Origin of the sequence: Citrobacter sp. Cf072 (assembly GCF_030334485.1) — a bacterium.
GTDB lineage: Bacteria > Pseudomonadota > Gammaproteobacteria > Enterobacterales > Enterobacteriaceae > Citrobacter > Citrobacter freundii.
Map to the genome: position 1 here is coordinate 77,347 of NZ_JAOWDX010000015.1, position 26,946 is coordinate 104,292.

At 50.7% G+C, this 26,946-nt stretch carries 20 protein-coding genes; 7 read left to right on the plus strand and 13 right to left on the minus strand.

Features of this window, described 5'->3' with window-relative positions:
- The first annotated feature begins 16 nt into the window (after positions 1 to 16).
- Both crfC and OGX66_RS01275 read left to right on the plus strand, forming a co-directional pair.
- The gene (crfC, locus tag OGX66_RS01270) at positions 17 to 2,374 is read left to right on the plus strand and encodes a clamp-binding protein CrfC (RefSeq protein WP_270936182.1); all 2,358 of its coding nucleotides are present in this window, start codon (positions 17 to 19) and stop codon (positions 2,372 to 2,374) included.
- On the plus strand, positions 2,371 to 3,264 hold the full coding sequence (locus OGX66_RS01275; RefSeq protein ID WP_044702154.1) for a diguanylate cyclase regulator RdcB family protein: 894 nt from the start codon (positions 2,371 to 2,373) through the stop codon (positions 3,262 to 3,264). Before crfC ends, OGX66_RS01275 begins: the two co-directional genes overlap by 4 nt.
- Before the next feature lie 30 nt (positions 3,265 to 3,294).
- On the opposite strand, the gene kdgT is transcribed toward OGX66_RS01275, so the two are convergent.
- On the minus strand, positions 3,295 to 4,293 hold the full coding sequence (gene kdgT / locus OGX66_RS01280; protein ID WP_003841132.1) for a 2-keto-3-deoxygluconate transporter: 999 nt from the start codon (positions 4,291 to 4,293) through the stop codon (positions 3,295 to 3,297).
- A 699-nt stretch (positions 4,294 to 4,992) separates the two neighbouring features.
- On the opposite strand from kdgT, the gene proP reads away from it, so the two are divergent.
- Both proP and pmrR read left to right on the plus strand, forming a co-directional pair.
- On the plus strand, positions 4,993 to 6,495 hold the full coding sequence (proP, locus tag OGX66_RS01285; RefSeq protein ID WP_044702152.1) for a glycine betaine/L-proline transporter ProP: 1,503 nt from the start codon (positions 4,993 to 4,995) through the stop codon (positions 6,493 to 6,495).
- Positions 6,496 to 6,652: 157 nt separating this feature from the next.
- The gene (gene pmrR, locus OGX66_RS01290; protein WP_008321468.1) at positions 6,653 to 6,742 is read left to right on the plus strand and encodes an LpxT activity modulator PmrR; all 90 of its coding nucleotides are present in this window, start codon (positions 6,653 to 6,655) and stop codon (positions 6,740 to 6,742) included.
- Here pmrR and pmrB read toward each other — a convergent pair.
- The 7 genes from pmrB to melR form a co-directional block, all read right to left on the minus strand.
- Entirely contained in the window at positions 6,736 to 7,818 is a 1,083-nt protein-coding gene (pmrB, locus tag OGX66_RS01295; protein ID WP_003841135.1) for a two-component system sensor histidine kinase PmrB, read from the minus strand. The genes pmrR and pmrB overlap by 7 nt on opposite strands.
- Complete coding sequence (gene pmrA, locus OGX66_RS01300; protein WP_016155408.1) at positions 7,819 to 8,487, minus strand: two-component system response regulator PmrA; 669 nt, start codon at positions 8,485 to 8,487, stop codon at positions 7,819 to 7,821.
- Between the two features lie 4 nt (positions 8,488 to 8,491).
- A complete protein-coding gene (gene eptA / locus OGX66_RS01305) occupies positions 8,492 to 10,129 on the minus strand; it encodes a phosphoethanolamine transferase EptA (protein WP_185229306.1) in 1,638 nt (545 codons plus the stop codon).
- A 146-nt stretch (positions 10,130 to 10,275) separates the two neighbouring features.
- The gene (adiC, locus tag OGX66_RS01310) at positions 10,276 to 11,613 is read right to left on the minus strand and encodes an arginine/agmatine antiporter (protein ID WP_003031853.1); all 1,338 of its coding nucleotides are present in this window, start codon (positions 11,611 to 11,613) and stop codon (positions 10,276 to 10,278) included.
- Between the two features lie 127 nt (positions 11,614 to 11,740).
- Positions 11,741 to 12,502 (minus strand): AraC family transcriptional regulator, encoded by a 762-nt coding sequence (locus OGX66_RS01315; RefSeq protein ID WP_044702149.1) that lies wholly within the window; start codon positions 12,500 to 12,502, stop codon positions 11,741 to 11,743.
- 311 nt (positions 12,503 to 12,813) lie between these two features.
- Positions 12,814 to 15,081: an arginine decarboxylase gene (adiA, locus tag OGX66_RS01320; RefSeq protein WP_008321469.1), complete on the minus strand. Its 2,268-nt coding sequence runs from the start codon at positions 15,079 to 15,081 to the stop codon at positions 12,814 to 12,816.
- A 237-nt stretch (positions 15,082 to 15,318) separates the two neighbouring features.
- Positions 15,319 to 16,251, minus strand: a complete 933-nt coding sequence (gene melR, locus OGX66_RS01325; RefSeq protein ID WP_003841146.1) for a transcriptional regulator MelR — start codon at positions 16,249 to 16,251, stop codon at positions 15,319 to 15,321.
- Positions 16,252 to 16,520: 269 nt separating this feature from the next.
- On the opposite strand from melR, the gene melA reads away from it, so the two are divergent.
- The 3 genes from melA (at position 16,521) to OGX66_RS01340 (ending at position 19,656) form a co-directional block, all read left to right on the plus strand.
- Complete coding sequence (gene melA / locus OGX66_RS01330) at positions 16,521 to 17,876, plus strand: alpha-galactosidase (protein ID WP_270936194.1); 1,356 nt, start codon at positions 16,521 to 16,523, stop codon at positions 17,874 to 17,876.
- A gap of 92 nt (positions 17,877 to 17,968) precedes the next feature.
- Positions 17,969 to 19,399 carry a melibiose:sodium transporter MelB gene (gene melB / locus OGX66_RS01335; protein WP_032948355.1) on the plus strand — a complete coding sequence of 477 codons (1,431 nt, stop codon included), beginning with the start codon at positions 17,969 to 17,971 and terminating at the stop codon, positions 19,397 to 19,399.
- A 2-nt stretch (positions 19,400 to 19,401) separates the two neighbouring features.
- The gene (locus OGX66_RS01340) at positions 19,402 to 19,656 is read left to right on the plus strand and encodes a SemiSWEET transporter (protein WP_003031867.1); all 255 of its coding nucleotides are present in this window, start codon (positions 19,402 to 19,404) and stop codon (positions 19,654 to 19,656) included.
- 20 nt (positions 19,657 to 19,676) lie between these two features.
- Here OGX66_RS01340 and OGX66_RS01345 read toward each other — a convergent pair whose 3' ends face one another.
- From OGX66_RS01345 to OGX66_RS01365, 5 genes are all read right to left on the minus strand, one after another.
- On the minus strand, positions 19,677 to 20,300 hold the full coding sequence (locus tag OGX66_RS01345) for a DUF2238 domain-containing protein (protein ID WP_003031870.1): 624 nt from the start codon (positions 20,298 to 20,300) through the stop codon (positions 19,677 to 19,679).
- Positions 20,301 to 20,447: 147 nt separating this feature from the next.
- Positions 20,448 to 22,094 (minus strand): class I fumarate hydratase FumA, encoded by a 1,647-nt coding sequence (fumA, locus tag OGX66_RS01350; protein ID WP_003031871.1) that lies wholly within the window; start codon positions 22,092 to 22,094, stop codon positions 20,448 to 20,450.
- A gap of 96 nt (positions 22,095 to 22,190) precedes the next feature.
- Positions 22,191 to 23,531, minus strand: coding sequence for an anaerobic C4-dicarboxylate transporter DcuB (gene dcuB, locus OGX66_RS01355; protein WP_003031873.1), 1,341 nt, complete (start codon positions 23,529 to 23,531; stop codon positions 22,191 to 22,193).
- A gap of 716 nt (positions 23,532 to 24,247) precedes the next feature.
- On the minus strand, positions 24,248 to 24,967 hold the full coding sequence (gene dcuR, locus OGX66_RS01360; RefSeq protein WP_003031875.1) for a two-component system response regulator DcuR: 720 nt from the start codon (positions 24,965 to 24,967) through the stop codon (positions 24,248 to 24,250).
- Positions 24,964 to 26,595 (minus strand): sensor histidine kinase, encoded by a 1,632-nt coding sequence (locus tag OGX66_RS01365; RefSeq protein WP_193863377.1) that lies wholly within the window; start codon positions 26,593 to 26,595, stop codon positions 24,964 to 24,966. Before OGX66_RS01365 ends, dcuR begins: the two co-directional genes overlap by 4 nt.
- Positions 26,596 to 26,946: the final 351 nt, after the last annotated feature.

Below are 26,946 nucleotides of genomic sequence, written 5' to 3' on the forward strand. Positions count from 1 at the left end.
TAAGGAAAGATTTTCCATGCACACACAGACAATATATGAATTAAGTCAGGAAGCGGAACGCTTGCTGATGCTCTCGCTTGAACATCTCAGGCAATTGCAAAAATTGCCCATGACGTCGTTGGATGATGTCGCGCTAAAACAAGGAGAGCATGGCAGTCAGGTTGTTCAGCCCCTGCACTTCAGCGCGCGTGGCATGGATGTCCAGCAAGCAACGCTCAATAATGAGTTGCGCAAGATTACGCGTCTGGAAATGGTGCTGGCGATTGTTGGCACGATGAAAGCGGGAAAATCGACGACGATTAACGCGATTGTAGGGACAGAAGTTTTACCTAATCGTAATCGCCCCATGACGGCGTTACCAACGCTAATTCGTCATACGCCGGGGCAGAAAGAGCCAGTCCTGCATTTTTCACATGTCGCGCCGATTGATGCCTTAATGAAGGTTTTACAGCAGCGTGTGCGCGAGTGCGATCGCCAGCGTCTTACGCAGACCCTGGAAATTGACAAGGATATGAATGTCCTGCTGCAGCATATTGAAACCGGCGTGGCATTTGAACGGTATTATCTTGGCGCACAGCCTATTTTCCATTGCCTTAAAAGTCTGAACGACCTGGTGCGCCTGTCAAAAGCATTGGATGTTGATTTTCCTTTTGCTGCCTATGCCGCGATTGAGCATATTCCGGTTATTGAGGTTGAGTTTGTCCATTTGGCCGGACAAGCAAGCTACCCAGGGCAATTAACGTTGCTGGATACGCCGGGGCCGAACGAGGCGGGACAACCGCACTTACAAAAAATGCTTAATGAACAGCTGGTACGGGCCTCTGCGGTGCTGGCAGTGTTGGATTACACCCAATTGAAATCTATTTCTGATGAGGAAGTGCGTCAGGCGATTATGGCGGTTGGCAAGTCAGTACCGCTGTATGCGCTGGTGAACAAGTTCGATCAGAAAGACCGCAACAGTGACGATGAAGAGCAGGTGCGGGCGTTGATTTCTGGCACGTTGATGCAAGGTGGCATTGCCCCTGAAAGAATCTATCCGGTTTCCTCAATGTGGGGCTATCTGGCAAACAGGGCGCGTCATGAGCTGACGGCCCGTGGGCGACTGCCGGATCATCAGGTGCAACGTTGGGTGCAGGATTTTGCCGAAGCGGCGCTTGGCAGACGCTGGCGCACCACTGATCTTGAAGATACGGAGCATATCCGTCATGCCGCCGACCTGTTGTGGGAAGACTCGCTGTTTGAACAGCCTATCCAGAAAGTGATTCACGCCGCTTACGCCAATGCATCGCTGTATGCGCTACGCTCAGCGTCACATAAGTTATTGAACTATGCGCAAAGCGTGCACGAATATCTGGAGTTTCGTGCCCACGGGTTAACGGTCGCCTATGACGAACTGCGGCTGAACATCACGCATATTGAAGAGGATATGCAGCAGTTAGAAGTGAGCCAGGGGCGGGTGAGCGATGAAGTCAGCCATGAAGTAGAACTGGCGCTGGAAGCTGCTGCAGCCTATCTCAGAGAGCAACAAACCGAGATTCTTTGCGGTATCAACACGTTCTTTGTCAAAGAAAACGTCCTGATGATGTCACAACATAGCCTGGGAGCTGGCGTCTCCTCGGCAGAAATGGCCGGAGAAATGCTGGTGCTGCACGATGAAGGGCAGGCGAAAATTGTGTTAGATAAAATTCGCTCGTCCTGTGAGGGGGTATTGCTGGCGGCGCAGGAAAGCATCAGCCGTGACTTAGCCCTGCGTTTTGAACAGCTTGAGTCGACACTCTCCCGGGCGCTAAATGACGCGATGCGGCCAATTGAGCAAAGGGTGAAAGAGGAGCTAAACCACGCCGGTTTTCGTGCGCGGATCCGTTTTCCAGCGTTCCATACAGCGATGTTTAATTTCAATACCCGCCAATTGTTTAACGAGGCCATTGAGCAGGATATTCCGGCAGAAAATGCGCCGTCTACTGGTGGTGCGGTACGTGACACTTTCTCTCGTTGGCTAAATCAACCCAACTGGGGATGGAATGATTACGTCGAAACAAAAACGCGTTATCTCATTGATATGGGCGCTTTGCATAAGAACCTTGTGCAGTATGTCTCCCAGTTTTGCCAACAAATTCGTAAAGCTTTAGTTGCTCAGGTCGATATTTCCGTTACGGCAGGCATGGCCACGTTTTTTGCAGATTTTTCACTGTGTCTGGCGCAATTGCAGGCGAGCCTGAGTGAGAGTCTGACGCTACGCCAACAAAATGAATCCGCGGTGAATGCAATGAATGAGCAATTGCAGCAGCGCATTACGATTGCGGCATGGCTTTATGAAGATTCCCGTTTGCTGCGTGACGATATCAATACCCTTTTTGCAACCGAGCACACATGACTAACGTTTTACTGGAAGGCCCCGGGAGGACGCTGGAGTGTGTCTACCCGAAGTTTATGGTCGATCTGGTTCAGGGAGATGAAACCAAACGTTCCGGCGGTTTTCTGCAACAGCAGCAGCGGTTGCGTGCGCGTCTGACGCAGGAGGTGTTATCCCAGACACAACTACGGGCGTGGGTGATGGCGGGAGTATCCAGCGAGCATCTGGTGATGCGTCTTAAGCTGGTAGAGAAGTTGGCGGGCATGATCGACCCAGGCCATCTGGCGCTGGTGCGTATTGCCGAAGGGCTGAGGTTTTTACAACAAACCGAACACCCGCGTGGGCTTTCAACCCCTGGTCTTTTACAACAAATAAATTCACTGACTGACTGGTTTACCCAACGCGCTGCGTATAAAGAGAAGGCGCTGACCCAGCGTGGCCTGACGGTTCAGGCGGGCGAACACAGCGAACAAATTTTTACCCGCTGGCGGGCTGGCGCATATGACGGTTGGTCGTTACCTGGACGCTGTTTTGTTGCGCTGGAGGAGTTGCGCTGGGGAGCCTTCGGTGACGCCTGCCGGTTAGCGAATGCCGATGTGGTGTTAATGCTAAAAGACAACCTGCGAACCATGGCCGCTCAGGCGTTGGCGGACAACGTGAATGCGGCGCCTGCTACGCGTCATTACTATCATCATTGGCTCAGCACGCCAGTTGTCGGCGGATCGGGCGAGTATAACGATATGCTGAGCTGGTTAGGCGACTGGTGCGATGCGCAGCGTCATCCGGTGAGCTGGTCGGTGACGCAGCGTTGGCAAAATGTGGCGTTAGGAATGCCGCGATTGTGTTCGGCGAAACGACTGGCTGATGCGATGGTTGAGGAGATTTTTGCACCGTCCCTACTCATCAATTGAGCAGGGACGGTCAGTGGGGCTAAGACAGAGTTAGTGGTGCAGAGAGTCTGCCGGGGTGGCCACCGTCTCGTTGGCGACCAGGTTTTTATTAAAACGTTTGGCGTACAGCGCGGTGATAATCGGCACCAGAATGGCGGTGACAATTACGCTGGCGGCAACCAGCGCCGTAGCGGATGCGGCAACCGGTTCGAACGCCGGGTTAATCTGGGCGATAATCACCGGGTTTGCCACCGCAGCGCCTGCTGCTGAAGAGGCTGCCACGCCTGCCGTACCGTTCCCGCCACCAATAACACGGTCTGCAATAATCAGCGGGATACCGGTGATGACGATAACCGCGACACCCAGCAAGATACCCAGCAGACCGGTATCAACGATTACGCTCAGGTTAATGGTGTTACCCAATGCGAAGCCGAAGAACGGGATCAGCACCGGTGTGGCTTTGCTGAAGAAAGAACGCAGGTCATGATCCAGGTTGCCTAATGTAAAGCCAATCAGGAACGGTAATACCGCGCCGATAAAATGGTGTGGCTCGAAGGAGGCCAGACCCGCGGAGCCGAGGATGACCATGGTCATCAACGGGCCGGATTCCAGAGACATCAACACAAATGCGCCGGACTCTTCTTTGGTGCCGTACTGGTTCATCAGGCTGGCGTACAAACCACCGTTGGTCATGTCCATTGCGGAGACAATTGCCAAAACTGAGAGGCCTGCAAAGAACCCGGTTTGAATACCGGTATCAGGAATAAATGAAGCCGCAATCATTGCCACTACCCACGCCACGGCTATTTTGGTTATTACCAGCGTACCGGACTTGCGTAATACCGTGCCGGTTGCCCGTAAATCAATAGATGCGCCGATACAAAAAAACCACACTGCCAGAATCGGTACCGTTCCGCTGATCATTCCTTTGGTAAACGAACCGAAATACGCACCGGTATCCGGAGCTAACGTATTTAACACTGCGCCTAATAACAGAGGAATCAACATCATTCCGCCGGGGATGCGTTCAATCGTGGCTTTAATTTTCATAAACGTCCTCATGTCTTGTCGCCGCTAACACTAGCGCAAGAGGGTAAAAATTAATAAATTCAAATGGTTACTGGTTTCTCTTAACAAAGAAAATCGCTATCTCTTTGTTTTATAAAATCTAACGCGGCATACGTTGAGCGTGTTGCTGCTCCCAGGGATATTGCGTCTGGAATTAGTTTGCATTCATGGGAACGTTGATTCAATCAAAATAAAACGATGTTTTAGTTATCTTCATCACATATTCCGAGCAAAAGTTCCCGGTCGCTCTGATTATTAAAAAAGCTGTGATCTTTTTGTGAAGGGATTAGGTGTTTTTTTTGCTAGCAGAATAATAATGACCGCTGTGATTGTTGGTGCAATAAAGCGATTTATTCTTGTATTTAATTGTCAGTAAATCACAAGCGTTACATGTAAAAAAGATGACTAAGAATGACCTAATTTACGCATGTTGACGAAATGAAAAACTATATGTGAAGTTGATCACAAATTTAAACGCTGTTAGGGTAAAGAGGTCATTAACCGCCCAATCAGGCGTCAACAGGTTCGGTTGTACTGTGCGTTTCTCGTCAGTGTAAGTAAACCTGCTACGCTTGTTACAGGGAATGCGCCTGTGCGTTCCCCGCTCGGTGATGACCTTGACGCATGGGCGTTGGGGGACTCGAACTGGAGCGTGACAGGGCTAAGTCTATGAGGACGAGTATGCTAAAAAGGAAAAAAATAAAACCGATAACGCTGCGCGACGTTACCATCATTGATGACGGTAAATTGCGAAAAGCCATTACCGCAGCGTCGTTAGGTAATGCGATGGAATGGTTCGATTTTGGTGTTTATGGATTTGTTGCTTACGCATTAGGTAAAGTGTTCTTCCCGGGGGCTGACCCCAGCGTGCAGATGGTTGCTGCACTCGCTACCTTCTCTGTTCCCTTTCTGATTCGACCGCTTGGCGGATTGTTCTTCGGTATGCTCGGCGATAAATACGGTCGTCAGAAGATACTGGCTATCACCATTGTGATTATGTCGATAAGTACCTTCTGTATCGGTCTTATTCCCTCGTATGCCTCAATTGGTATCTGGGCGCCGATTCTGCTACTGCTGTGTAAGATGGCACAGGGATTCTCGGTCGGCGGAGAGTACACCGGGGCGTCGATTTTTGTCGCGGAATATTCGCCGGACCGTAAGCGTGGATTTATGGGCAGTTGGCTGGACTTCGGCTCGATTGCCGGGTTTGTGCTGGGTGCGGGCGTGGTGGTTCTGATTTCAACCGTCGTCGGCGAGGAAAATTTCCTTGACTGGGGCTGGCGTATTCCGTTCTTCCTGGCGCTACCGTTAGGGCTGATTGGTCTGTACCTGCGTCATGCGCTGGAAGAGACGCCGGCGTTCCAGCAGCACGTGGATAAACTGGAGCAGGGCGATCGTCAGGGTCTACAGGAAGGTCCGAAGGTTTCGTTTAAAGAGATTGCGACTAAGCACTGGCGCAGCTTGTTGGCATGTGTTGGTCTGGTGATTGCTACCAACGTCACCTACTACATGCTGCTCACCTATATGCCGAGCTACCTGTCGCATAACCTGCATTACTCCGAAGACCACGGTGTGTTGATTATTATCGCCATCATGATTGGTATGCTGTTTGTGCAGCCGATTATGGGGTTGCTCAGCGACCGCTTCGGGCGCCGTCCGTTTGTGATCATGGGCAGTATTGCGCTGTTTGTGCTGGCGATTCCGGCATTTATCCTGATTAACAGTAATGTTATCGGTCTGATTTTCGCCGGGTTGCTGATGTTGGCGGTGATCCTCAACTGCTTTACCGGGGTGATGGCGTCAACGTTACCGGCGATGTTCCCGACGCATATTCGCTACAGTGCACTGGCCGCCGCGTTTAATATCTCGGTATTGATTGCTGGTTTGACTCCGACATTGGCCGCATGGCTGGTGGAAAGCTCGCAGAATCTGATGATGCCTGCTTATTATCTGATGGTGATTGCGGTGGTTGGTTTAATTACCGGCGTGACCATGAAAGAGACCGCCAATCAGCCGCTGAAAGGGGCCACGCCTGCCGCTTCGGATATTCAGGAAGCGAAAGAGATCCTCGGCGAACACTACGATAACATTGAACAGAAAATCGAAGATATCGATCAGGAAATTGCTGAACTACAGGTTAAGCGCACGCGTCTGGTGCAGCAGCATCCGCGTATTGATGAGTAATCGTGTCATTGCCTGATGGCACGCAGATTTTAGGCCTACGGGTAGCATTGTACTTTGTAGGCCGGATAAGGCGTCTGCCGCCATCCGGCGCGTGGCCTTAAGGTTGGCTTAATATCCTTCAGGCAAACTCTCCTCCATAGTTTCGGAGGAGAGTGTCATGAAAACCCGTATTTATGAAAGTTTGACCACCGTGTGCAGTTTGCTGATCGTCAGCAGCTTTTTGTATGTATGGGTGAGCTCTTACTGAATTTTCGCCAATTCCACCCATGCGCGAGTGCCGTTGGCTCCCTGGCGATTTTGCAAATAGAAATGCCCTTGATGTAACTGGGTGATGCGACTGACAATGCTCAGCCCCAGTCCAATTCCGCCAAAGCGGCTGTCCATACGCACAAACGCTTTACTCAACTCCCCGCATTTACTTTCATCAATGCCCGGCCCTTCATCTTCAACGGCAAGGACGGCATCATGCTCTGTGTTCAGGCTAATCGTAATATGGGTGCCTTCCGGGCTGTAACGATGCGCGTTTTCCACCAGATTTCGTAGTAGCATCCGCAACAGCGTAACATCACCAGGCACGACAACGTCCGCCGCGCTTTGTGGCAGGAGCAGCGTCTGTTTACGTTGGTCCAGCATGGTGCTGAGTTCATCGTAGGAGGGCAGAATAACATCCTCCAGCAGCTTGACATGCTGGTAGCTCCCGGCCGAAAACGACTGTCCGACGCGGGCGAGTTGCAGCAGTTGCGATACGCTGTCCATCATTTGATCTAGCCGGGCAATTAGCGGCGAAACGTCGACCTTATGGGTTTTGGATAATAATTCCAGATGCAGGCGCACGCCTGACAGCGGTGTGCGCAGTTCGTGAGCGACATCGGCGGTAAATAAGCGTTCGTTTTCAATCGTGCTGGTTAGCCGCGTTACCAGGTCGTTGAGCGCGGAGACAACCGCCTGGATCTCAATGGTTGAGCTGTGAATTTCAATCGGGGTCAGGTTATCGGCTGCCCGCGCCTCCAGCTCTTTTTGCAGATCTGCCAGCGGACGAGTAATACGTCGCACTGCCTGGTAGCAAATCAGCAGCGCCAGGCTGACCATAAAGATGCCGGGGACGATCAGACTGGCGATGGCCTCGCGGATCTCATGCATGATGTGGCGATCGTTGTTGCGATTTTCGCGCAATGCCTGTTCGAATAACTGTATTTGCTCGGTACTTTCATGCCACAACCAGAAAGTGCTAATCAGCTGAAAGACCAGCAGAATAAGACCAATCGTCAGCATCAGGCGATGACGAAGCGGGAGCGGTTGTTTTAGATATTGCAGCAGCTTCACTTAGCTTTCCTCAGTGGCAACCAGCATATAGCCAAATCCCCTGACCGTGCGGATGCGAGATTTTCCGACTTTGTCGCGCAGATTGTGAATGTGCACTTCCAGCGTATTGGTCGACGGTTCGTTATCCCAGCTGTAGATGTCGTTATACAAAATTTCCCGGTGTACTGGGCTGCCCGCTTTGAGCATAAGGCGTGACAGGAGTGCGTATTCTTTCGGCGTTAAGATAACCTCTTGCCCGTCCATCCACACCTGGCGCCGACCGATATTCAGCGTCAGGTTGCTGACAATGAGTTCACTTTCACCCTGATTGTTATGCCGACGCAGCAGCGCCCGGATGCGGGCATGCAGTTCTTCCAGTGCGAACGGTTTGACCAGATAGTCATCAGCACCCACGTCCAGTCCGCTGACACGGTCTTTCACCGTGTCGCGGGCGGTGAGGATAAGTACCGGCACGGTGTATTTTTTCTGTCTGATTCTGTTCAGAAAGTGCAGGCCGTCTTCATCCGGTAAGCCCAGGTCGAGGACCACCAGACTGTAATGTCCGGTCTCCAGACACTGCTCCGCTGCGCGGGCCGTTGATACGCCGTCGCAGGCATAGCCTTCTGTTTGCGCGGCGAGTATCAGTCCCTGTAATAACAACGTATCATCTTCAACAATCAGGATTTTCATTCGTTTAGCCTCCCCGGCAGGGTTGCAGAATATCATCCGCCGCCTGATATTTCTGTGTTTGTACGCCCGTTAATCCCAGCAGGGTTGAGAAGAGATTATCCTGTGAGAAATCTTCTGAGCTTGCCCGTTTTTGCAAACATGTCTGAGAGACCTGATAGCGTTGCTGATAATCCTCGGAGAGCCACAGCAGCATCGGCACATGTTTTTGCGTATCAGGTGCAATCGAATACGGCAGGCCGTGCAAATAGACGCCATTTTCTCCTAAGGATTCGCCGTGATCGGAAAGATAGACCAGGCTGGTGGTAAAATTATCCTGGTGCTCTTTCAGTATATTGATTGCTTTATCAACAATATAGTCAACGTAAAGAATAGTGTTGTCGTAAGTATTGACCAACTGTTGCTGTGAACAGGTCTGGATTTCATTGGTATCGCAGGTTGGCGTAAATTTCTTAAACTGCGCAGGATAGCGGTTGTAATAGGTCGGACCGTGGCTGCCGATGGTATGCAACACAATCACGCCGTCGCCTTTCAGGTTATTAATGTACTCTTCCAGCCCGTGGAACAGGACTTCATCGTAGCATTCACCGTCAATACACTGCCCCGGCAGGTTCAGCATAGTCATATTCTGGTGTGGAACCCGGTCGCAAGCCCCTTTGCAGCCGCCGTCGTTATCGTTCCACAGAACGTTAATTCCCGCCCGTTGAATAATGTCGAGCACGCCTTCCTGATGCTGCGCCAGTTCTTCGTCGTAGTGCGCGCGTGGCATATCCGAGAACATGCAGGGTACTGATACTGCCGTTGCCGTTCCGCAGGACGTTGTGCGGGGGAAATAGACCACATTATCTTTTTCCAGCAGTGGGTTGGTCTGGCGCGAATAGCCTGACAGCGAGAAGTTATCGCCACGTGAAGTCTCGCCGAGAACCACAATCGTCAGGTTCTTACGCTTTTCTTTCACCATCAACGGATTGCGGTGTGCATCTTCGCCAATGCGTACCAGCGGCAGGTGGGCCAGCCTCTGGTGTGAATACCAGGATGACGTCGCCACAATGCTGTTGGATGGACTGAGGGATTTCACCAGTTCTTTGTTGTTGCGAAACAGTGAAGCGTAATCTTTATAGAAGAACGCAGCGACCAGCACGATCAGCAGTGCGGAGATCAGAATGTTCGCGCCACGGAACAGTATGCTGCGCATGACAGACGTGATCGGTTTGATTTTTACCCAGCAGGCAATAAGTGCGGCCAGAATGCCGCTCACTCCGAGCGTGATGAGCAGTTGTGGCGTCAGCAAAGCAAAGGTTTCGGCGGGGGTGGTGTCCATCATATTGGCGATCATTGAGCGGTCGATGATGATGCCGTAGGTCATGATGAAATATTGGGCCGATGCGCCAACCAGAATGAAAATGCACGCCACCAGGCGATTAAGCCACAGGAATGAGGCCAGTGTCAGCACAATGTTCATGACGCTGAACGCGACCACCGGCATTGATAAAAACACCAGCACGCTACGCACAGAGTCCAGAGGCAGGTCTTGCAGCACTTGTTTATAGAACGCAATGTTCAGGAAGGTCGCAAGATAAAATGAGATCAGCAGAAGCCAGCTGATTAGCCCGAGAGTGGGCCTTTTAAACAAGAGCTTTAACATTAAGGGGGTTCCATCGACTATGTGGCGCAAATCCTCTCAAAGTAAAATTAAGCCAACCTTAAGTTCTTAATGTTGATGTTTCGAAGAGCGGTGGGAGAACGTTGGCCCGATGAACTTACGCCATCGGGCCACGACGATTGTTGGTGTTAGTTATTGTTTACCGGGGCATCCAGTGGATACGGGTTTTTATGGATCCGGTTGTAGTTCAGTGCGTACAGCGCGGTGATGATCATCAACGTGACGAACGACCACATCACTTCTTTGGCTCCGGAACCGACAACCGCCCAGATGCAGTAGACAAAGGCGATAAAGGTCACCAGTAAGTACATCGGGCGTGCTTTACCAAAGTGACCATGGCCGAGCAGCAGCAGCGCGGCGCAGGTGTACAGATACGGCACCAGGGTGAAGATAACGGAGACCGAAGAGACCAGACCAAACTCTTTCGCTGCGTTCGGCGACATGCTGCTGAACTGGAAGATGGTCATCAGAATGCCGACGATAATTAACCCGGCCACTGGCGTACCGGCTTTGTTCACGCGGGCAAAAATCGGTGGGAACAGGCCGTCATCGGCTGCGGCTTTGGCGGTTTGCCCGGCAAGCAGCGTCCAGCCGCCCAGAGAACCAAGACACCCGGCCGCAGCACAGAAGGAGACAATTGCCCCTGCGGTGTCACCCAGCGCCATGCGTGCGGCATCACCGAACGGAGAGGCTGAAACACGTAGCGCCGCGTTAGGGATCATACCCATGATCGCGGTGGTGGAGAGCACGTAGCAAACCGCGGCAATCAGCACGCCGCCCATGGTGGCGATAGGTACGTTACGTTTGGGGTTTTTAACCACGCCAGCCGCGACGGAGGCGCTTTCTACCCCGATAAATGACCATAAGGTAACATTCAGAGTGCTTTGAATCGCGCCGAAGGTGTTCATGCCGCTGACGTTCCAGGCCGCCATATAGGTTTCACCGCGGAACCAGAACCAGCCGAAGACGGCAATCCCGACAATTGGTACCAGCGCCAGTACCGTTGCGACGGCCTGCACGCGGGTGATCATTTTCGGTCCGACAATGTTCAGTAATACGAAGATCCACAGTACTACGACACAGGTCAGCGTCAGGACCAGCGGATCTTTTAAGATGGGGAAGAAGTAGCTCAGGTAACCGACACCAATGACCACCATGGCGATGTTACCAATCCAGCAGGCCAGCCAGTACAGCACGTTGGTCTGGTAGCCCAAAAAAGGACCGAAGCAGCGGCGGGCATAAGCATAAGAACCACCGGGACTGGAGTCTAAGGACGACATTTTGGCGTACACCATCGACAGTGCCAGAGCACCGATAATCGTGACCAACCATCCGTAGATTGCAATCCCGCCAGTTGACGCAAGGTTTGCGGGTAGCAGGAATACACCGGAACCCATAATATTCCCCGACACCATAAGGGTGACGGGGATTAAGCCCACTTTGTGAGCATCAGCATCCGTCGACATATTTTCTAACTCCTGATAAGGATAAATGACGCCTTATCATACCTCGTCAAAAGTCTGTTTAATGATGACGGAGCTGGGGTATCGCTAATGCTGATATTATTATGGCTTATCGCTAACTGATTAAAAATCAGGCGGCGGATGGCTCCCTATGTTGACTAACATAATGCAGAGGTGTCATCCCATAGAACTCTTTGAATACGGAGATAAAGTATGAGGTACTGTTATATCCACACAGTTGAGAGACCTGGGAAATGTTTTTGCCGTCCATCAGTAATTGATTGACGGCATATCGCATGCGACAGGTGGTAATTATTTGGCTGTAACTTGTATTTTCACTTTTGAGCTTTTTCTTTAACAAACTAGGACTCAGGCATAAGCAACTGGCAACCATGCTTAAATTCCAGTCTTTATGTATATCGCTCTCAATAATGTGATAAACGCTGTCGCTGATACAGTTGCGCAGCATATACATGAGCAAAGAGATAAACTTTTTGCTGTCGAGAAAGCGTGATAACACCGTGAACAGTAGCGAGCGCGTACGCTCTCTTTCAGCTTCGTTCACTGTGTCCATTACGCTATGTTGGGCAGCCACCCTGAAGACATCCGGCGTCAGACACGCTGAGGTCATCACTGGGCTGGCACTGCGTTGCCAGAGTGGGATCTGTGAAAGGTCTTTATTTAAAAAGCGCAGATAGTCTTTAATGATATCGCGGCTAATATGTACAACCAATGCGTTATTAAGTGATGAAAAATCGATAATATTATTATCGCATGCCACCAGTGCCATATGATTAGCTTTTAAACTGATGGCGTCTTTACCGTTAATCCTTAACCAAACATCCTTCTCCGTTAATACAACAACACAAGCTTCTTTGCTGCAAAGCTTCATACCCAACTCCAGGAATATGAAAAAACACCGTAGCTCAACATCAGATGAGCCAAATCGGCTAAATTGAAATTGTATGATGAAACCAGGACCGCAATAAAATAACGTGTCTGAAATTAATTACAATGTTTGGTGGGATTTTTCTTATGTACACATTTTTTTACGCAAGTGGAAAGATGCTATTTGCGTATAAAAAAAGCGCGGGGTGGTCCCGCGCAAAAAGGTATGACAGTGTTATTGTTTTGCAGCAATACTCAGGAATTACTCAAGAATGACATGTCTACCTTAAACATCGGACTATCTAAAAAGAGACCTTATGCTTTCACGCACATAACGTGATAAACACCGTCAATAATTTCCGTTCCTTCGGTTTCATGTTCAAATCCAGGGAAGTGGTGGTCCCAGGACTGCAACGAACGCAGGTACCCAATTTGCGGGCTGTTGGCATCGCCAAAGTTTTCACCGGACAGCAGCATCGGAATTCCCGGTGGGTAAGGGATCACGGAGTTTGCCGCAATACGTCCCGCCAGATTTTCAATCGCCACCATCTCAACGTTGTCACTGACTATCGCGTTGTAAGCGTCACGCGGAGTAATATCCGCATCCGGCAGACCGGAGTAGGCTGCATTGAGACGGCTGCCTGGGTTGTTTTCTTTCAGCCAGGCGAACATGGTGTCGCCCAGATCGTGAATACCCATGTTGGCATAAGTGTCAGGATGTTCCTCAACCAGTTCTGGCATCACCTGTGCCAGCGGGGTATTGGCATCGTAGTGGTGTTTGAAAGAGCACAGCGTGTTGATCAGTGTGCCCCATTTCCCGCGGGTAATCCCCATGGAGAAGAGGAACATAATCTGGAAATCGGTGGTTCGGGTCGGCACGATGCCGTGGCGGCCAAGCCAGGCGGTAACCAGTGCGGCCGGTACGCCGTTCTCTTCCAGTTCGCCATCGTCGCCCATCCCCGGCGCCAGAATGCTGACTTTGATCGGATCCAGCATGCTCCAGTTATCCGGCAGGTCTTTAAAGCCGTGCCAGGATTCACCCGGACGCATCACCCAGCAGTTCTGATCGGTAGCCAGCAATGTGGCTGGCGCGTCGGCAAAGTCATAGGTTTTACCGGTCTGCGGATCGGTTACCACTTCTTTGTTCCACGGTTTGAAGAACCAGTCGCCTTCGGCGGTGAACTCTTTGTACAACCGTGCCATGGCCTGACGGAAATCGACTGCTTCGTCGATCACTTCCTGAGTGAGCGACAGGCCGCTGTTACCGTCCATCATGGAGACCGCCACGTCGTTTGAGGCGCAGATAGCATACAGCGGAGAGGTGGTGGCGTGCATCATGTACGCCTGGTTAAAGCGGGAGAAGTTCACGGCCCCACGACCTTCACGAACGTGAATGTAAGATGCCTGAGAGAGCGCATTCAGCAGTTTGTGGGTCGAGTGGGTGGCAAAAACGGTAGGACCGTTATGATCGCCCGGCGCGCCACGCATGGCGTAGTGATCGGCATAAATTGGGTTGAAGCGAGCATAGCCGTACCAGGCTTCATCGAAGTGGATGCGATCGCTGGTTTGTGCGAGCAGATCCTGCGCCTCTTTGGCGTTGTAGCAAACACCGTCGTAGGTACAGTTGGTCACAACGCTGTAAGACGGTTTTTGCCCAGCTTTGCCTTTGGTCAGCGGGCTTTCGCTGATTTTTTTCTGTAAAGTTTCAGGCTGCATTTCCTGCGGGTAGATAGGCCCGATAATGCCGTACCGGTTGCGGCTTGGCACCATGTACACCGGTTTTGCCCCGGTGAGGATCAGCCCCTGCTCGATGGATTTATGGCAGTTACGATCCAGCACCACGACGTCGTTGTCGGTCATACAAGCCTGCATGATGGTGCGGTTAGAGCCGGAAGTCCCGACCACTACGGACCAGGAACGGTCGGCACCGAACACGCGGGCAGCATTTTTTTCACTTTCCCCAAATGCGCCTGTATGGTCGAGTAAAGAACCGAGATTGGTACGTTCAATCCCCATGTCGGTACGGAAGAGATTCTCACCGTAGTAGTCATGGTACAGTCGACCGGCAGGTGTTTTGGTGAAACCGACACCGCCCTGGTGACCCGGTGCAGCCCAGGAATACTCATGGACATTGCTGTATTTCATCAGGGCGTTGAACAGCGGTGGTAACAACTGCTGACGATAGCGAGTCATCGCTGCGATGGCACGGCCAGCGATAAAGTCAGCGCTGTCCTCCAGAATCCAGGCGAATTCATCGACAAGCTCCAGCAGGTCGCGATCCAGCGATGCGGTGGCTTTTTCGCGATCGCCCAGCAGGAATACGGGAACGTTTTGCTGGCGCTCGTGGAGCTTGCCGATCAATTGCCTGACGTTCAGATGTTCGTCTTGTTGTTCCATTTGATAGCTGAACATCAGGCAATCAATGGCTTCATTGGCGGCGAGGATTGCGTAGCCATCGTCGAATGAGGTGGACTTAATGACGGTAACATTTTGGCGGCTTAATGCGTCAGCCAGACGTTCGACAGCGCTACCGACCCAGGTGTCCTGATGCAGAAACTCACTTTCAACAATTAATACTTTCATCATCTTTTACCCGGTTGTGGAAAGGTTGCAATCTATGAATTGCAGACACACCGTATGAATGTGACGCAGGCAAGTATTATCCTGTCAAAACGGGCTGTAAAGCGGGTGAAAAATAGTCTGATTTATGTTTAATTTGTTTTTAAACATATGGTTACGTTTGCTTATTGGCGGTTTTTCACCACCGTTTATCGACAGGGGGATTATTTTTTTGGCTGATACTGATATGGCCGAATGATATCAACCAGCCATTGTTTGCCGATGCTGCTGGCTTAGTTTGCGGTACTGCTGCGGCGACATGCCGACAAACTTGCTGAAGGTGTCATAAAAACGGCTGCTGGAACGGAATCCGGCGGTCAACGCAACGTCGAGAATGGTTTTATCGGTATCGCTTAGCAATGCGCGGACGTGATTGATCCGCATTGCCGTGATGTACTGCTTCAGGGTGAGTTGCATCACGCGTTGGAAAATCCCCATCGCGTAGTTGGCGTTGAGCTTCACGTGTTCCGCGACGTCGTTGATGGTGAGCGCCTGATCGTAGTTATCGGCAATAAAGCTCAGCATTTGGCTGACGTAAAACTGGGCGTGCCGCGACACGCTGTTTTTGTGGGTCCGCGAGGTTTTATTGACGAGTATAGGCTGCCAGCCGGAAAGGCTAAACCGCTTGAGCATCAGACCAATTTCATCAATGGCGAGCTGGCGAATTTGTTCGTTCGGGTTGTTCAGTTCCTGTTGCCAGCGCTGAACTTCAAAGGTGCTCAACTGCTGCGACGCCAGCGATTTGATGACCATTCCATGGGTAACATGGTTGATCAACTCGCGATCCAGCGGCCAGGAGAGGAAAAGGTGCATCGGTAAATTGAAGATAGCCATACTTTGGCAACTGCCCGGACGCGTGAGTTGATGCGGTGTGCAGGCCCAGAATAGCGTGATGTGTCCCTGTTTTATCTGTACGACTTCGTTGTTGATCAGATACTCGACGTCACCATCAAACGGCACATTGATCTCCACCTGCCCATGCCAGTGGCTGGCTGGCATAGCATGCGGTGAGCGCAACTCGATATCCATCCGTTGATATTCTGAGTACAGCGATAGTGGGCTGCGGGTTTGTTCTTCATCGCTACTGCACATGTGCGGATCGGGAGGAAGAGGCGATGTCGGTAATGTGCTCATGGTTGCTCCATTTCCTGAATTATCAGAATCATGTCATTTAACACGTATTAAGGCTGAGAATCAGGACACAAATTGGACCGTTACCATTGAGCATAGCGACATTTTGCGGCCACATACTCTGCTTTTTGGGTAATTTTGTCCCATAAACTCAGATCCAATAGGGTGCAGAGTGATGATCTGAGTTTATGGGAATGCTCAGCAGAGAAGTCGGAAGTTTTCAGCTATACGCTGTGCCACCATGACTGTGTTCACTAATGTTCTGGAGAGTCATGATGTCTGCACCCAAAATTACCTTTATCGGCGCCGGTTCCACGATTTTCGTCAAAAATATTCTTGGGGACGTCTTTCACCGCGATGCGCTTAAATCTGCGCATATCGCCTTGATGGATCTCGATCCTACGCGTCTGGAAGAGTCACACGTTGTTGTGCGCAAGTTGATGGATTCTGCGGGCGCGTCTGGACGAATCACCTGCTATACCGATCAAAAAGCAGCATTACAGGATGCTGATTTTGTGGTGGTCGCTTTCCAGATCGGCGGCTATGAACCCTGTACCGTCACCGATTTTACGGTGTGTAAACGCCATGGTCTGGAGCAGACGATTGCCGACACGCTGGGGCCGGGCGGCATTATGCGCGCGCTGCGCACCATTCCGCATTTATGGCAGATTTGTGAGGATATGACCGAAGTCTGTCCGCAGGCCACAATGCTTAACTACGTTAACCCGATGGCGATGAACACCTGGGCAATGTATGCGCGCTATCCGCATATTAAGCAGGTTGGGCTGTGTCATTCGGTGCAGGGGACGGCGGAGGAGTTGGCCCGCGATCTGAACATTGACCCTGCCTCTTTGCGCTATCGCAGTGCCGGGATCAACCATATGGCATTTTATCTGGAGCTGGAGCGCAAAACGGCGGACGGCGCCTATGTGAATCTCTACCCGGAGCTGCTGGCGGCCTATGAATCCGGTCAGGCGCCGAAACCGAATATTCACGGAAATACCCGTTGCCAGAACATTGTGCGCTATGAAATGTTCAAAAAACTGGGGTACTTCGTCACCGAATCGTCGGAGCACTTCGCCGAATATACGCCGTGGTTTATCAAACCGGGGCGTGAAGATCTGATTGAGCGCTATAAGGTGCCATTGGATGAATATCCGAAACGTTGTGTGGAACAGTTGGCGAACTGGAAAAAAGAGCTGGAAGAGTACGAAACGGCTGAGCGGATCGACATTAAACCGTCGCGCGAATATGCCAGCACTATCATGAACGCTATCTGGACCGGTGAACCAAGCGTCGTCTATGGCAACGTTCGCAATGACAATCTGATCGATAACCTGCCGCAAGGTTGCTGTGTTGAAGTCGCTTGTCTGGTTGATGCGAATGGTATTCAGCCAACGAAAGTCGGTGCTCTCCCGTCACATTTGGCGGCGATGATGCAAACCAATATCAATGTTCAGACTCTGCTAACGGAAGCCATCCTGACGGAGAACCGCGATCGTGTTTATCACGCGGCGATGATGGATCCGCATACCGCCGCGGTACTGGGGATTGAAGAGATTTATGCGCTGGTGGACGACCTGATCGCGTCTCACGGCGACTGGCTGCCGGCCTGGCTGCACCGTTAATACACAATCACGCCGGGCAGAGCATCCGGCGTTTAACCTCTGACGTTTCCTCTTACAGAAGGCGGGCGCTGGTAACAGCGACCCGATACCCTATGAGCATCTCTCTGACAACAAAACTCAGTTACGGATTTGGAGCGTTCGGTAAGGATTTCGCCATCGGTATTGTGTACATGTACCTGATGTATTACTACACCGACGTGGTGGGATTATCGGTGGGCGTCGTCGGAACCTTGTTCCTGGTGGCAAAAATATGGAACGCGTTTAACGATCCGGTGATGGGGTGGATAGTGAATGCCACCCGGTCGCGTTGGGGAAAATTTAAACCCTGGATCTTACTCGGTACGCTGGCGAACTCGTTGGTGCTGTTTTTGCTTTTTAGCGCACATCTGTTTGAGGGTACTGCGCAGGTCGTATTTGTTTGCGTGACGTATATTTTGTGGGGGATGACCTACACCATTATGGATATTCCATTCTGGTCGCTGGTCCCCACGATTACGCTGGATAAACGCGAACGTGAACAACTGGTGCCGTTCCCTCGTTTTTTCGCCAGCCTTGCAGGGTTTGTCACCGCGGGCGTGACGCTACCCTTTGTAAACTATGTTGGCGGAGCCGATCGTGGTTTTGGTTTTCAGATGTTTACGCTGGTGCTGATCGCATTTTTTATTGTTTCTACCCTCGTAACCTTGCGCAATGTGCATGAAGTGTATTCCTCTGACAGCGAAGCTACCGCAGACAGCACCCGGCTGACGCTGAAATCAATCCTTGCGCTTATCTACAAAAACGATCAGCTTTCCTGCTTGCTGGGGATGGCGCTGGCTTACAACGTAGCGTCCAATATCATTACAGGTTTTGCGATTTACTACTTCACCTACGTGGTGGGTGATGCTGACCTTTTCCCATACTACCTCTCCTATGCCGGAGCAGCTAACTTGCTGACATTGATTCTCTTTCCCCGTCTGTCAAAGGCGCTTTCTCGCCGGGTACTGTGGGCTGGCGCTTCGGTTATGCCAGTTCTCAGCGCAGGCGTATTGCTGATTATGGCTCTGGGGGCATTCCACAATACTTTCCTGATTGTTACCGCAGGGATCCTTCTGAACATTGGTACGGCGCTGTTCTGGGTACTGCAGGTGATTATGGTGGCGGACACCGTAGATTACGGTGAATACAAGTTTAACGTCCGCTGCGAGAGTATTGCCTATGCCGTGCAGACAATGGTGGTCAAAGGTGGCTCGGCGTTTTCCGCTTTCTTTATTGCGGTGGTGCTGGGATTGATTGGTTATGTTCCGAATGCGACGCAATCTGCTGAGACCATCCTCGGCATGCAGTTCATCATGATCGCGCTGCCCACGCTTTTTTTCGTTGTGACACTGGTGCTCTATTTCCGTTACTACCGGTTGAATGGCGATATGCTGCGTAAGATTCAGATCCACCTGCTGGATAAGTACCGAAAAGTGCCGTCGCCCGTCAAACAGTCGAATACTCCGGAGATTCCGGTGGTAGTGGCCAGCGATGTGAAGGCCTAGCTATGGAGTGGCATTCCTGGATTGGCTATCTGGCGGCAACGCTGACGACGCTCTCTTTTTTGCCGCAGGCGATTAAGGTTATTACCACCCGCAACACCCAGGGTATCTCCGGTTTAATGTATGTGATGTTTGTGTGCGGGTTGGTGTTGTGGCTGGCTTATGGGTTATTGATTGAAGATACCGCTGTCAGCATGGCGAACTTTCTGACACTGTTGTTCGCCTTGCCGATTCTGGTTATCAAGTATCGCAGTAGGTAGCGCAGATTGCCGGAGAAGCGTTAGCGCTCTCCGGCCGTTTTCAACTGCCGATTGTGCCAGCCCGCCAACGCGAGGATCGTTGTTAACGCACCGAGCAGGGCGCAGAACATGTCCGACTGGGTATCCCACGGATCACCCTGCGTGCCAAGGAAGTCTTCCGCACCTTGTCCCATTGCCAGCGCTGCCCACCACTCGATCAGTTCATACATTGCGCTAATCGCCAGGGCTACGCAGCAGACTAAAAATGCCAGCATCTTACGACCACGGACAATATTGCCGCGCACTAAAATCTCTCTTGCCGTCAGGGCTGGTACCAGCCCCTGGAAGAAGTGACCCAACTTGTCATAGGGGTTACGACTGAGATCCAGCCATTCCTGAACCTGAAAACCGACGGGAACTTTGGCGTAGGTATACATCCCGCCTACCATCAGAATGATGGCGTGCAAGAAAATCAACGTATAAAGCAGCGGCGTCAATGGGTACTGCTTCATGGTAGCCAGCAACAGCGGTACGACAATAATGACCGGCGTGACTTCCATCAGCCAGGTGATTTTCTCCGAGGCAGAGATACCGGTGTAGATAAGGATCAGCGCCAGGAATACTGCGCCAGTGTGCAAGATTGTGGGGTTCAGAGTGCGGAGCATTGCGAATTCACACGTAATGGAAAAGGTCACTATTCCCTGTGAACGGCAAAAATTCAATACCAGTAAATGGGGGGATAAAGTTGGCCCGGGGGGATCGCTGGACTGACGCCAAAAATTTAGTGCCAGTCCAGTGCCGGGCCGAATGGGTTACTTCGCGCAGTTAGCGCATTGTTTGCTGACGATTTGCTGGAAGAAATCGTTGCCTTTGTCATCGACCAGGATGAAAGCAGGGAAATCTTCTACTTCGATTTTCCAGATAGCTTCCATTCCCAGCTCCGGGTATTCCACGCATTCCAGATGCTTAATGCTCTGCTGCGCCAGTACCGCTGCCGGACCACCGATGCTGCCTAAGTAGAAGCCGCCGTGTTTGTGGCAGGCGTCAGTCACTTGCTGACTGCGGTTACCTTTCGCCAACATGATCATGCTGCCGCCGTGAGACTGCAACAGGTCAACGTAGGAGTCCATACGACCCGCGGTGGTTGGGCCTAAAGAACCGGACGGATAGCCTGCAGGCGTTTTGGCCGGCCCCGCGTAGTAGATCGGATGATCTTTCACGTACTGCGGTAAACCTTCGCCGGACTCAATACGCTCTTTTAACTTCGCGTGGGCAATGTCACGACCGACAATGATAGTACCGCTCAGTGACAGACGAGTAGAAACCGGGTACTGAGAGAGCTGGGCGAGGATCTCTTTCATCGGGCGGTTAAGGTCAACTTTAACCACTTCACCTTCACCCGCCTGGCGCAGAGATTCCGGAATGTACTGACCTGGGTTATGTTCCAGTTTTTCAATCCAGATCCCTTCGCGGTTAATCTTGGCTTTAATATTACGGTCTGCGGAGCAAGAAACGCCCATACCAACCGGGCAGGATGCGCCGTGGCGAGGCAGGCGGATCACGCGGATATCATGTGCGAAGTATTTCCCGCCAAACTGAGCGCCAAGGCCGAGTTTCTGTGCCTCGATCAGCAGTTCCTGTTCTAGTTGCAGATCGCGGAACGCCTGGCCGTGAGCATTACCTTCAGTCGGCAGCGCGTCATAGTAGTGTGTGCTGGCCAATTTCACCGTTTTAAGGGTACTTTCCGCTGACGTCCCGCCAATGACGAATGCGATGTGATACGGCGGGCAAGCTGCAGTACCCAGCGTGCGCATTTTCTCAACCAGGAAGTTTTTCAGTTTGCCGGGAGTCAGCAGCGCTTTGGTTTCCTGATACAGATAGGTTTTGTTGGCTGAGCCGCCGCCTTTGGCCACGCACAGGAATTTGTATTCGTCACCGTCCACGCTGTACAGATCGATTTGTGCGGGCAGGTTGGTGCCGGTATTCACTTCTTTGTACATATCCAGCGCCGCGTTTTGCGAGTAGCGCAGGTTATCTTCAATATAGGTATTAAATACGCCTTTGGAGAGGGCCGCTTCATCGCCGCCGCCGGTCCAAACGCGCTGACCTTTTTTACCCATGATAATTGCCGTACCGGTGTCCTGGCAGGTTGGCAACACGCCTTTGGCGGCGATTTCGGAGTTTCTCAGGAACTGCAGCGCCACGTACTTATCGTTTTCGCTGGCTTCGGGATCATGGAGAATTGAGGCGACTTGCTGTTGGTGTTCTGGGCGGAGCATGAAGGAGGCATCGTGGAAGGCTTGTTGGGCCAGTAGCGTAAGTGCTTCAGGAGCTACTTTCAGGATTGTTTCGCCTTCAAACTCGCCGACGCTGACGTGATCGGATGTCAGCAGGTAGTACTCAGTTTTGTCTTCCCCCAGTGGGAAAGCCGCCTGGTAAGTGAATTCAACTTTTGACATTTGCTTCCAGCCTTTTCATTTTTCTCAGGAATTTTAAAATTCTCTGTGTCTTAATGGTGGCGTGCCGTACCAACGCGGACGGCACGCGAACTGTGATTACAGGAAACCGTACATTGCGGCGAAGATCCAACCAAAGACACAGGATACGCTTACGCCGATCAAACCAGGCAGAATGAAGCTGTGGTTGATAACGAAGCGGCCGATGTGGGTGGTGCCAGAGCGGTCAAACTGAATAGCCGCCAGGTCGCTCGGGTAGGTCGGCAGAATGTAGTAACCGTAACATGCCGGAGCGGAAGCCACGATGTACGCTGGATCAACCCCGATTGCCAGTGCGACCGGAACAATCGCTGCCAGCGCCGCTGCCTGGGAGTTTACAAATTTGGATACCAGCAGCAGAACAATTGCATAGGCCCACGGATACTCTTTCACCATATTGCCCAGCACACCTTCGATTTCTGTCATGTGCGCGCCGAACATTGTTTCGGCCATCCAGGCAATACCGTACACCGCCACAATCGCGATCATACCGGAACGGAAGACTTCGTTTTTAGATATTGAAGCGGGATTGGTCTTCGTCAGGATAATAATCAGCGCACCCGTCAGCAGCATGAACATCTGGATAACCAGTACCATTGACAGTGGTTTGCCGCTAAAGGTAGGGCGCAGCTCAGAGAACGCGCCGAGTACGGCAACAACGGCGATAGCGGCAAGAAAGATCCACATGGCCAGCCAGTTGCTTTTCGGCAGCTTTTTGTCTAACAGCGTGGCGGTATCGCCATACACATAGTTGTGGTTTTCAGGTACAGAAATGAACTTCTGGAACTCTTCATCTTTATCCAGATCTTTACCACGGAACCAACTGAAGATACCGATCGCCAGGATACCCAACAGGGTAGACGGGATGGTGATGCTGAGCAGGTCGAGGAATTCGAGATGCTTGCCTTCAAACGTTACGTTACCCAGCATTGCCACCAGTGACACAACGGCTACAGAAACCGGGCTGGCGATAATACCCATCTGCGCACCGATGGAACTCGCCGCCATCGGACGTTCCGGGCGAATATTGTTCTTAATGGCAACGTCATAAATGATTGGCAGGATGGTGTATACCACGTGCCCTGTACCGCAGAGAATCGTCAGGGTGCAGGTAACGAAAGGTGCGACGATGGAAACATATTTTGGGTTACGGCGCAGCAGCTTTTCAGCGATTTGCAGCATAACGTCAAGACCGCCGGAGGCTTGTAAGGTTGCCGATGCGGCCACCACGGCAATAATAACCAGCATGACATCTACAGGTGGTTTACCCGGCTGGAGATGGAAAACGAAAACCAGAATGACCAGGCCGATACCGCCTAATAAACCCAGCGCGATACCGCCCTTTCTGGCACCATAAAACAAACATATTAATATTATGAGAAGTTGTATACTAAATAACATTTTATTTACCCTCGCGAAAAACCCAGTCAATTTTTTGAAAAATGGATCTGTGCCACATTCTTTTTTGCCAGAATAAGCATCAAAAAATGGTCAGTATTCGATATGTCCGTATTTGCGATTAATGTTCAAATGTCTTGCTAGAATTTTTTTTTAAAGTTATGGCGATATTTGGTTTTTTCTGTGGCTTTGATCAGAGGAGAGAATCCTCAGGCGATGGGAAGCAGAGCTGAACATGGAGAGCCGCGGTTGACGCTGTAATTTATCTATTTTGCGTTTTCCGCTATTACATGAACCACCGACAGAATGAGTGAGTGGGTTATTTATGTGATCACGGTCACGCCATTTCATGATGTGATGAAGTCGGCGTGCGGATACTTTTATTTGCTCACAAAAATGTACGGTGTCCATGGTACGTAGCATGGTCTCCATTGCTACCAGTCTAGATTTTGTATGTCTGGTTAATTTCAGACTAATCCTTTATGGGTAAAAATACACACTCTGCGAGTTAGATAATACTTAATTAACTTTTGTTAGCGATTTTGAAATTAAAAACAGTGTGATATTTGTCAATATTAAAATAATACATTTAACATGCCGGATACAAATATATTTGATCTAACGCAAATTTATAATTTTGCAGTGTCAGCTGGTGAAATAGGGATTTTTCATTATTTTAATAATTGTTACTTTCAAATAACAAATAATCCCAAGTGTATTTATTGGCAATATTGTTTAAGCAATGAGTAGTGTTCAGCCTGCACGCGATAACGATAAACAGGTCTGCCGGTCACGCCATAATGGATGCTGGTAAATAAGATGTGACAATTGACGAGCCAGATAAGGTATTTACGGCAAGAGACGCGCGAGATATTGACCTCGTTAGCCAGCTCATCCGTGGAGAACTCCTGATCCTGGTGCTCATCAATCCACTGGCACAACGTGCGCAACGTTTGTGGCGTTAATCCTTTGGGTAAGCGCCGCGTTTCTTGTTCATTGGAGGAGCTGCCGTGAATCAACTGGTCAAGCTCAGACTGTTCATAGTACTGATGCTTTTCCATCTCAGTTTTTTTCTGTAGCCAGCCGGTGAGCGCCTCTTCAAACCGGGACGCCTGGAAAGGTTTGATCAAGTAGTCAACGACGCCGTAGTGAAGTGAATCTTTAATGGTGGTGGCATCGGCTGCAGAAGAGATGACGATGACATCGCACTTGCAACCTTCACTGTGCAGAACCGGTAGCAGGTCCAGGCCGTTTTCTTTTTGCATATAAATATCTAGCAAAATCAGATCGATATGATGACCGCTATGAAAGATTATCTCTTTTGCTTTCTCCAGCGTGGAGGCTGTGCCGCAACAGTGAAAACCGGAGAGTTGCGCGACATAACGACGGTTTAATTCCGCTACCATTGCATCGTCATCGACAATTAAGACATTGATCATCTGCTGGCCCTCTCACTATTCCACGGTAACTGTACAAAAAATTGGGTGAAGATCCCAGGTTCAGACTCGACGGATATATTGCCGCCAACGTTTTCAACCTGTTGTTTAACAAGCGCTAAACCTACGCCCCGTTCGGTTCCTTTTGACGAAACGCCCTTCTCAAAGATGTGCTCAATGTTTTCGGGGGCGATCCCCGGACCATCGTCATTCACTTCGCAATGCAACCAGCCGTGTCGATAATGCAAGGATATGCTGATCTCACCACCAGGTTCTTGACCTAGCGCCTCCAGGGCGTTTTCAATCAGATTCCCCAGAACGGTAATCAGCACCGCCACCTGATCTTCGTTGTTATTTTCCGGTAGCTGGCTTTCATTGCTGATGACCAGGCTATGGCCTAAATCAGATGTGCGATTAATCTTACTGAGTAAAAATCCTGCGATCACCGGAGATTTTATTTTTCCTAACAGTGAGCCAATTTCTTCCTGATAATTGTTCGCGGTCTTTAGGATGTAATTTTCAAGCTGCTTATAACTTTTCAGATGCAATAATCCCAGAATCACGTGCAATTTATTCATGAATTCGTGGGATCGTTCACGAAGTGCATCGGCATAGTTGACCATACCGTCCAGGCGTTGCATTAACTTTCGGACTTCAGTCTTATCTCTGAAGGTTGAAATGGCGCCGATGATTTTACCGTTGCTGAGTACCGGGACCGTGTTAATTAAGAGTAGCCGATCCTTCACCATGATCTCTTCATCGCGGCGCGGCGTTCCGTCATGTAGTACCTGTGAAAAATCGACCACTTGTGACCACGCATGGCTGAGCGTGGAGAGCTGGGCATCATCTTGTGATTTGTGATAATCCAGCAGCTCCTGCGCAGCTTGGTTAATCAACGTCACTTCACCGCACTCGTCAACGGCAATGACTCCTTCCTTTATAGAGTGCAGCATCGCCTGGCGTTGTTCGAACAGATTGGAGATTTCATAAGGTTCCAGACCAAACAGAATGCGCTTGAGGACCTTAACGAATATCCATGTACCGAGCAGCCCAACCAGCACGCCAAATAAGATTGACCAGATGATGCTGCCGCGGCTGTTATTGATCTGTTCAGCAACTCTGCTTAGCTCAAGACCGATCGCCACCACGCCAATTTGCTGGTGATGTTCGTCGTATATAGGGGTGAATACCCGCAGGGCTTTAGCCAGAAACCCGCGATTAATGGCGACATTCTCTTTACCTTGCAGGGCCAGCAAAATGTCATCGCCTTTAAATGGCTGGCCGATTCGCTGTGCTTCGGGATGGGAGTAACGAATGCTGTGCATATCGGTGACGACGATGAACAAAAAATCGTTGCTCTTATTCACCGCTTGGGCAATCGCCTGAATACCGCTTTCCTCGGGCTTTTTCATTAGTCCCTGGCGGATCTCCGGAGAGTTGGCTAGCGTTCGCGCGACGGCAATCGCTTTACTCGCTAACGCATCGCGCGTCATGTTGCTAATTTGCGAGAAATAAATCAGATGAACGACAAGCAGCACGGAGAAGAGAACTGCACTAACCATGAGGATCACGGTGGTGCCAAGCTTCATCGGGCGTTTGCGTATAGCAGTACGTTGCAGTGAGTGTCTCATCACGGTCCTGGAATCACGGTTTGTGCGGGTATTATCGCCTGATGGGGGGCGTAATTCAAAGGTGGTAGGGATTATGGAGCTTAAGTTGTCAGCTTTTCTTCTTTATATAGCGTAGAGTGAATTTCTTTCTATATAGAGGTTTTCATACCGATTCTCTCCCTTTTCAGGGACGCTGACAGATAATTTGCTTACGATTGTGGATAACTCTGTGCGTAAATGGGTATAAGGCGGGGTTTTGCTGTGGAATGCAGCAGTCAGTCATTTTTCTGTCATTTAAGGGTTGCGGGCCACAGGAAACTCCCTATAATGCGCCTCCATCGACACGGCGGATGTGAATCACTTCACACAAAC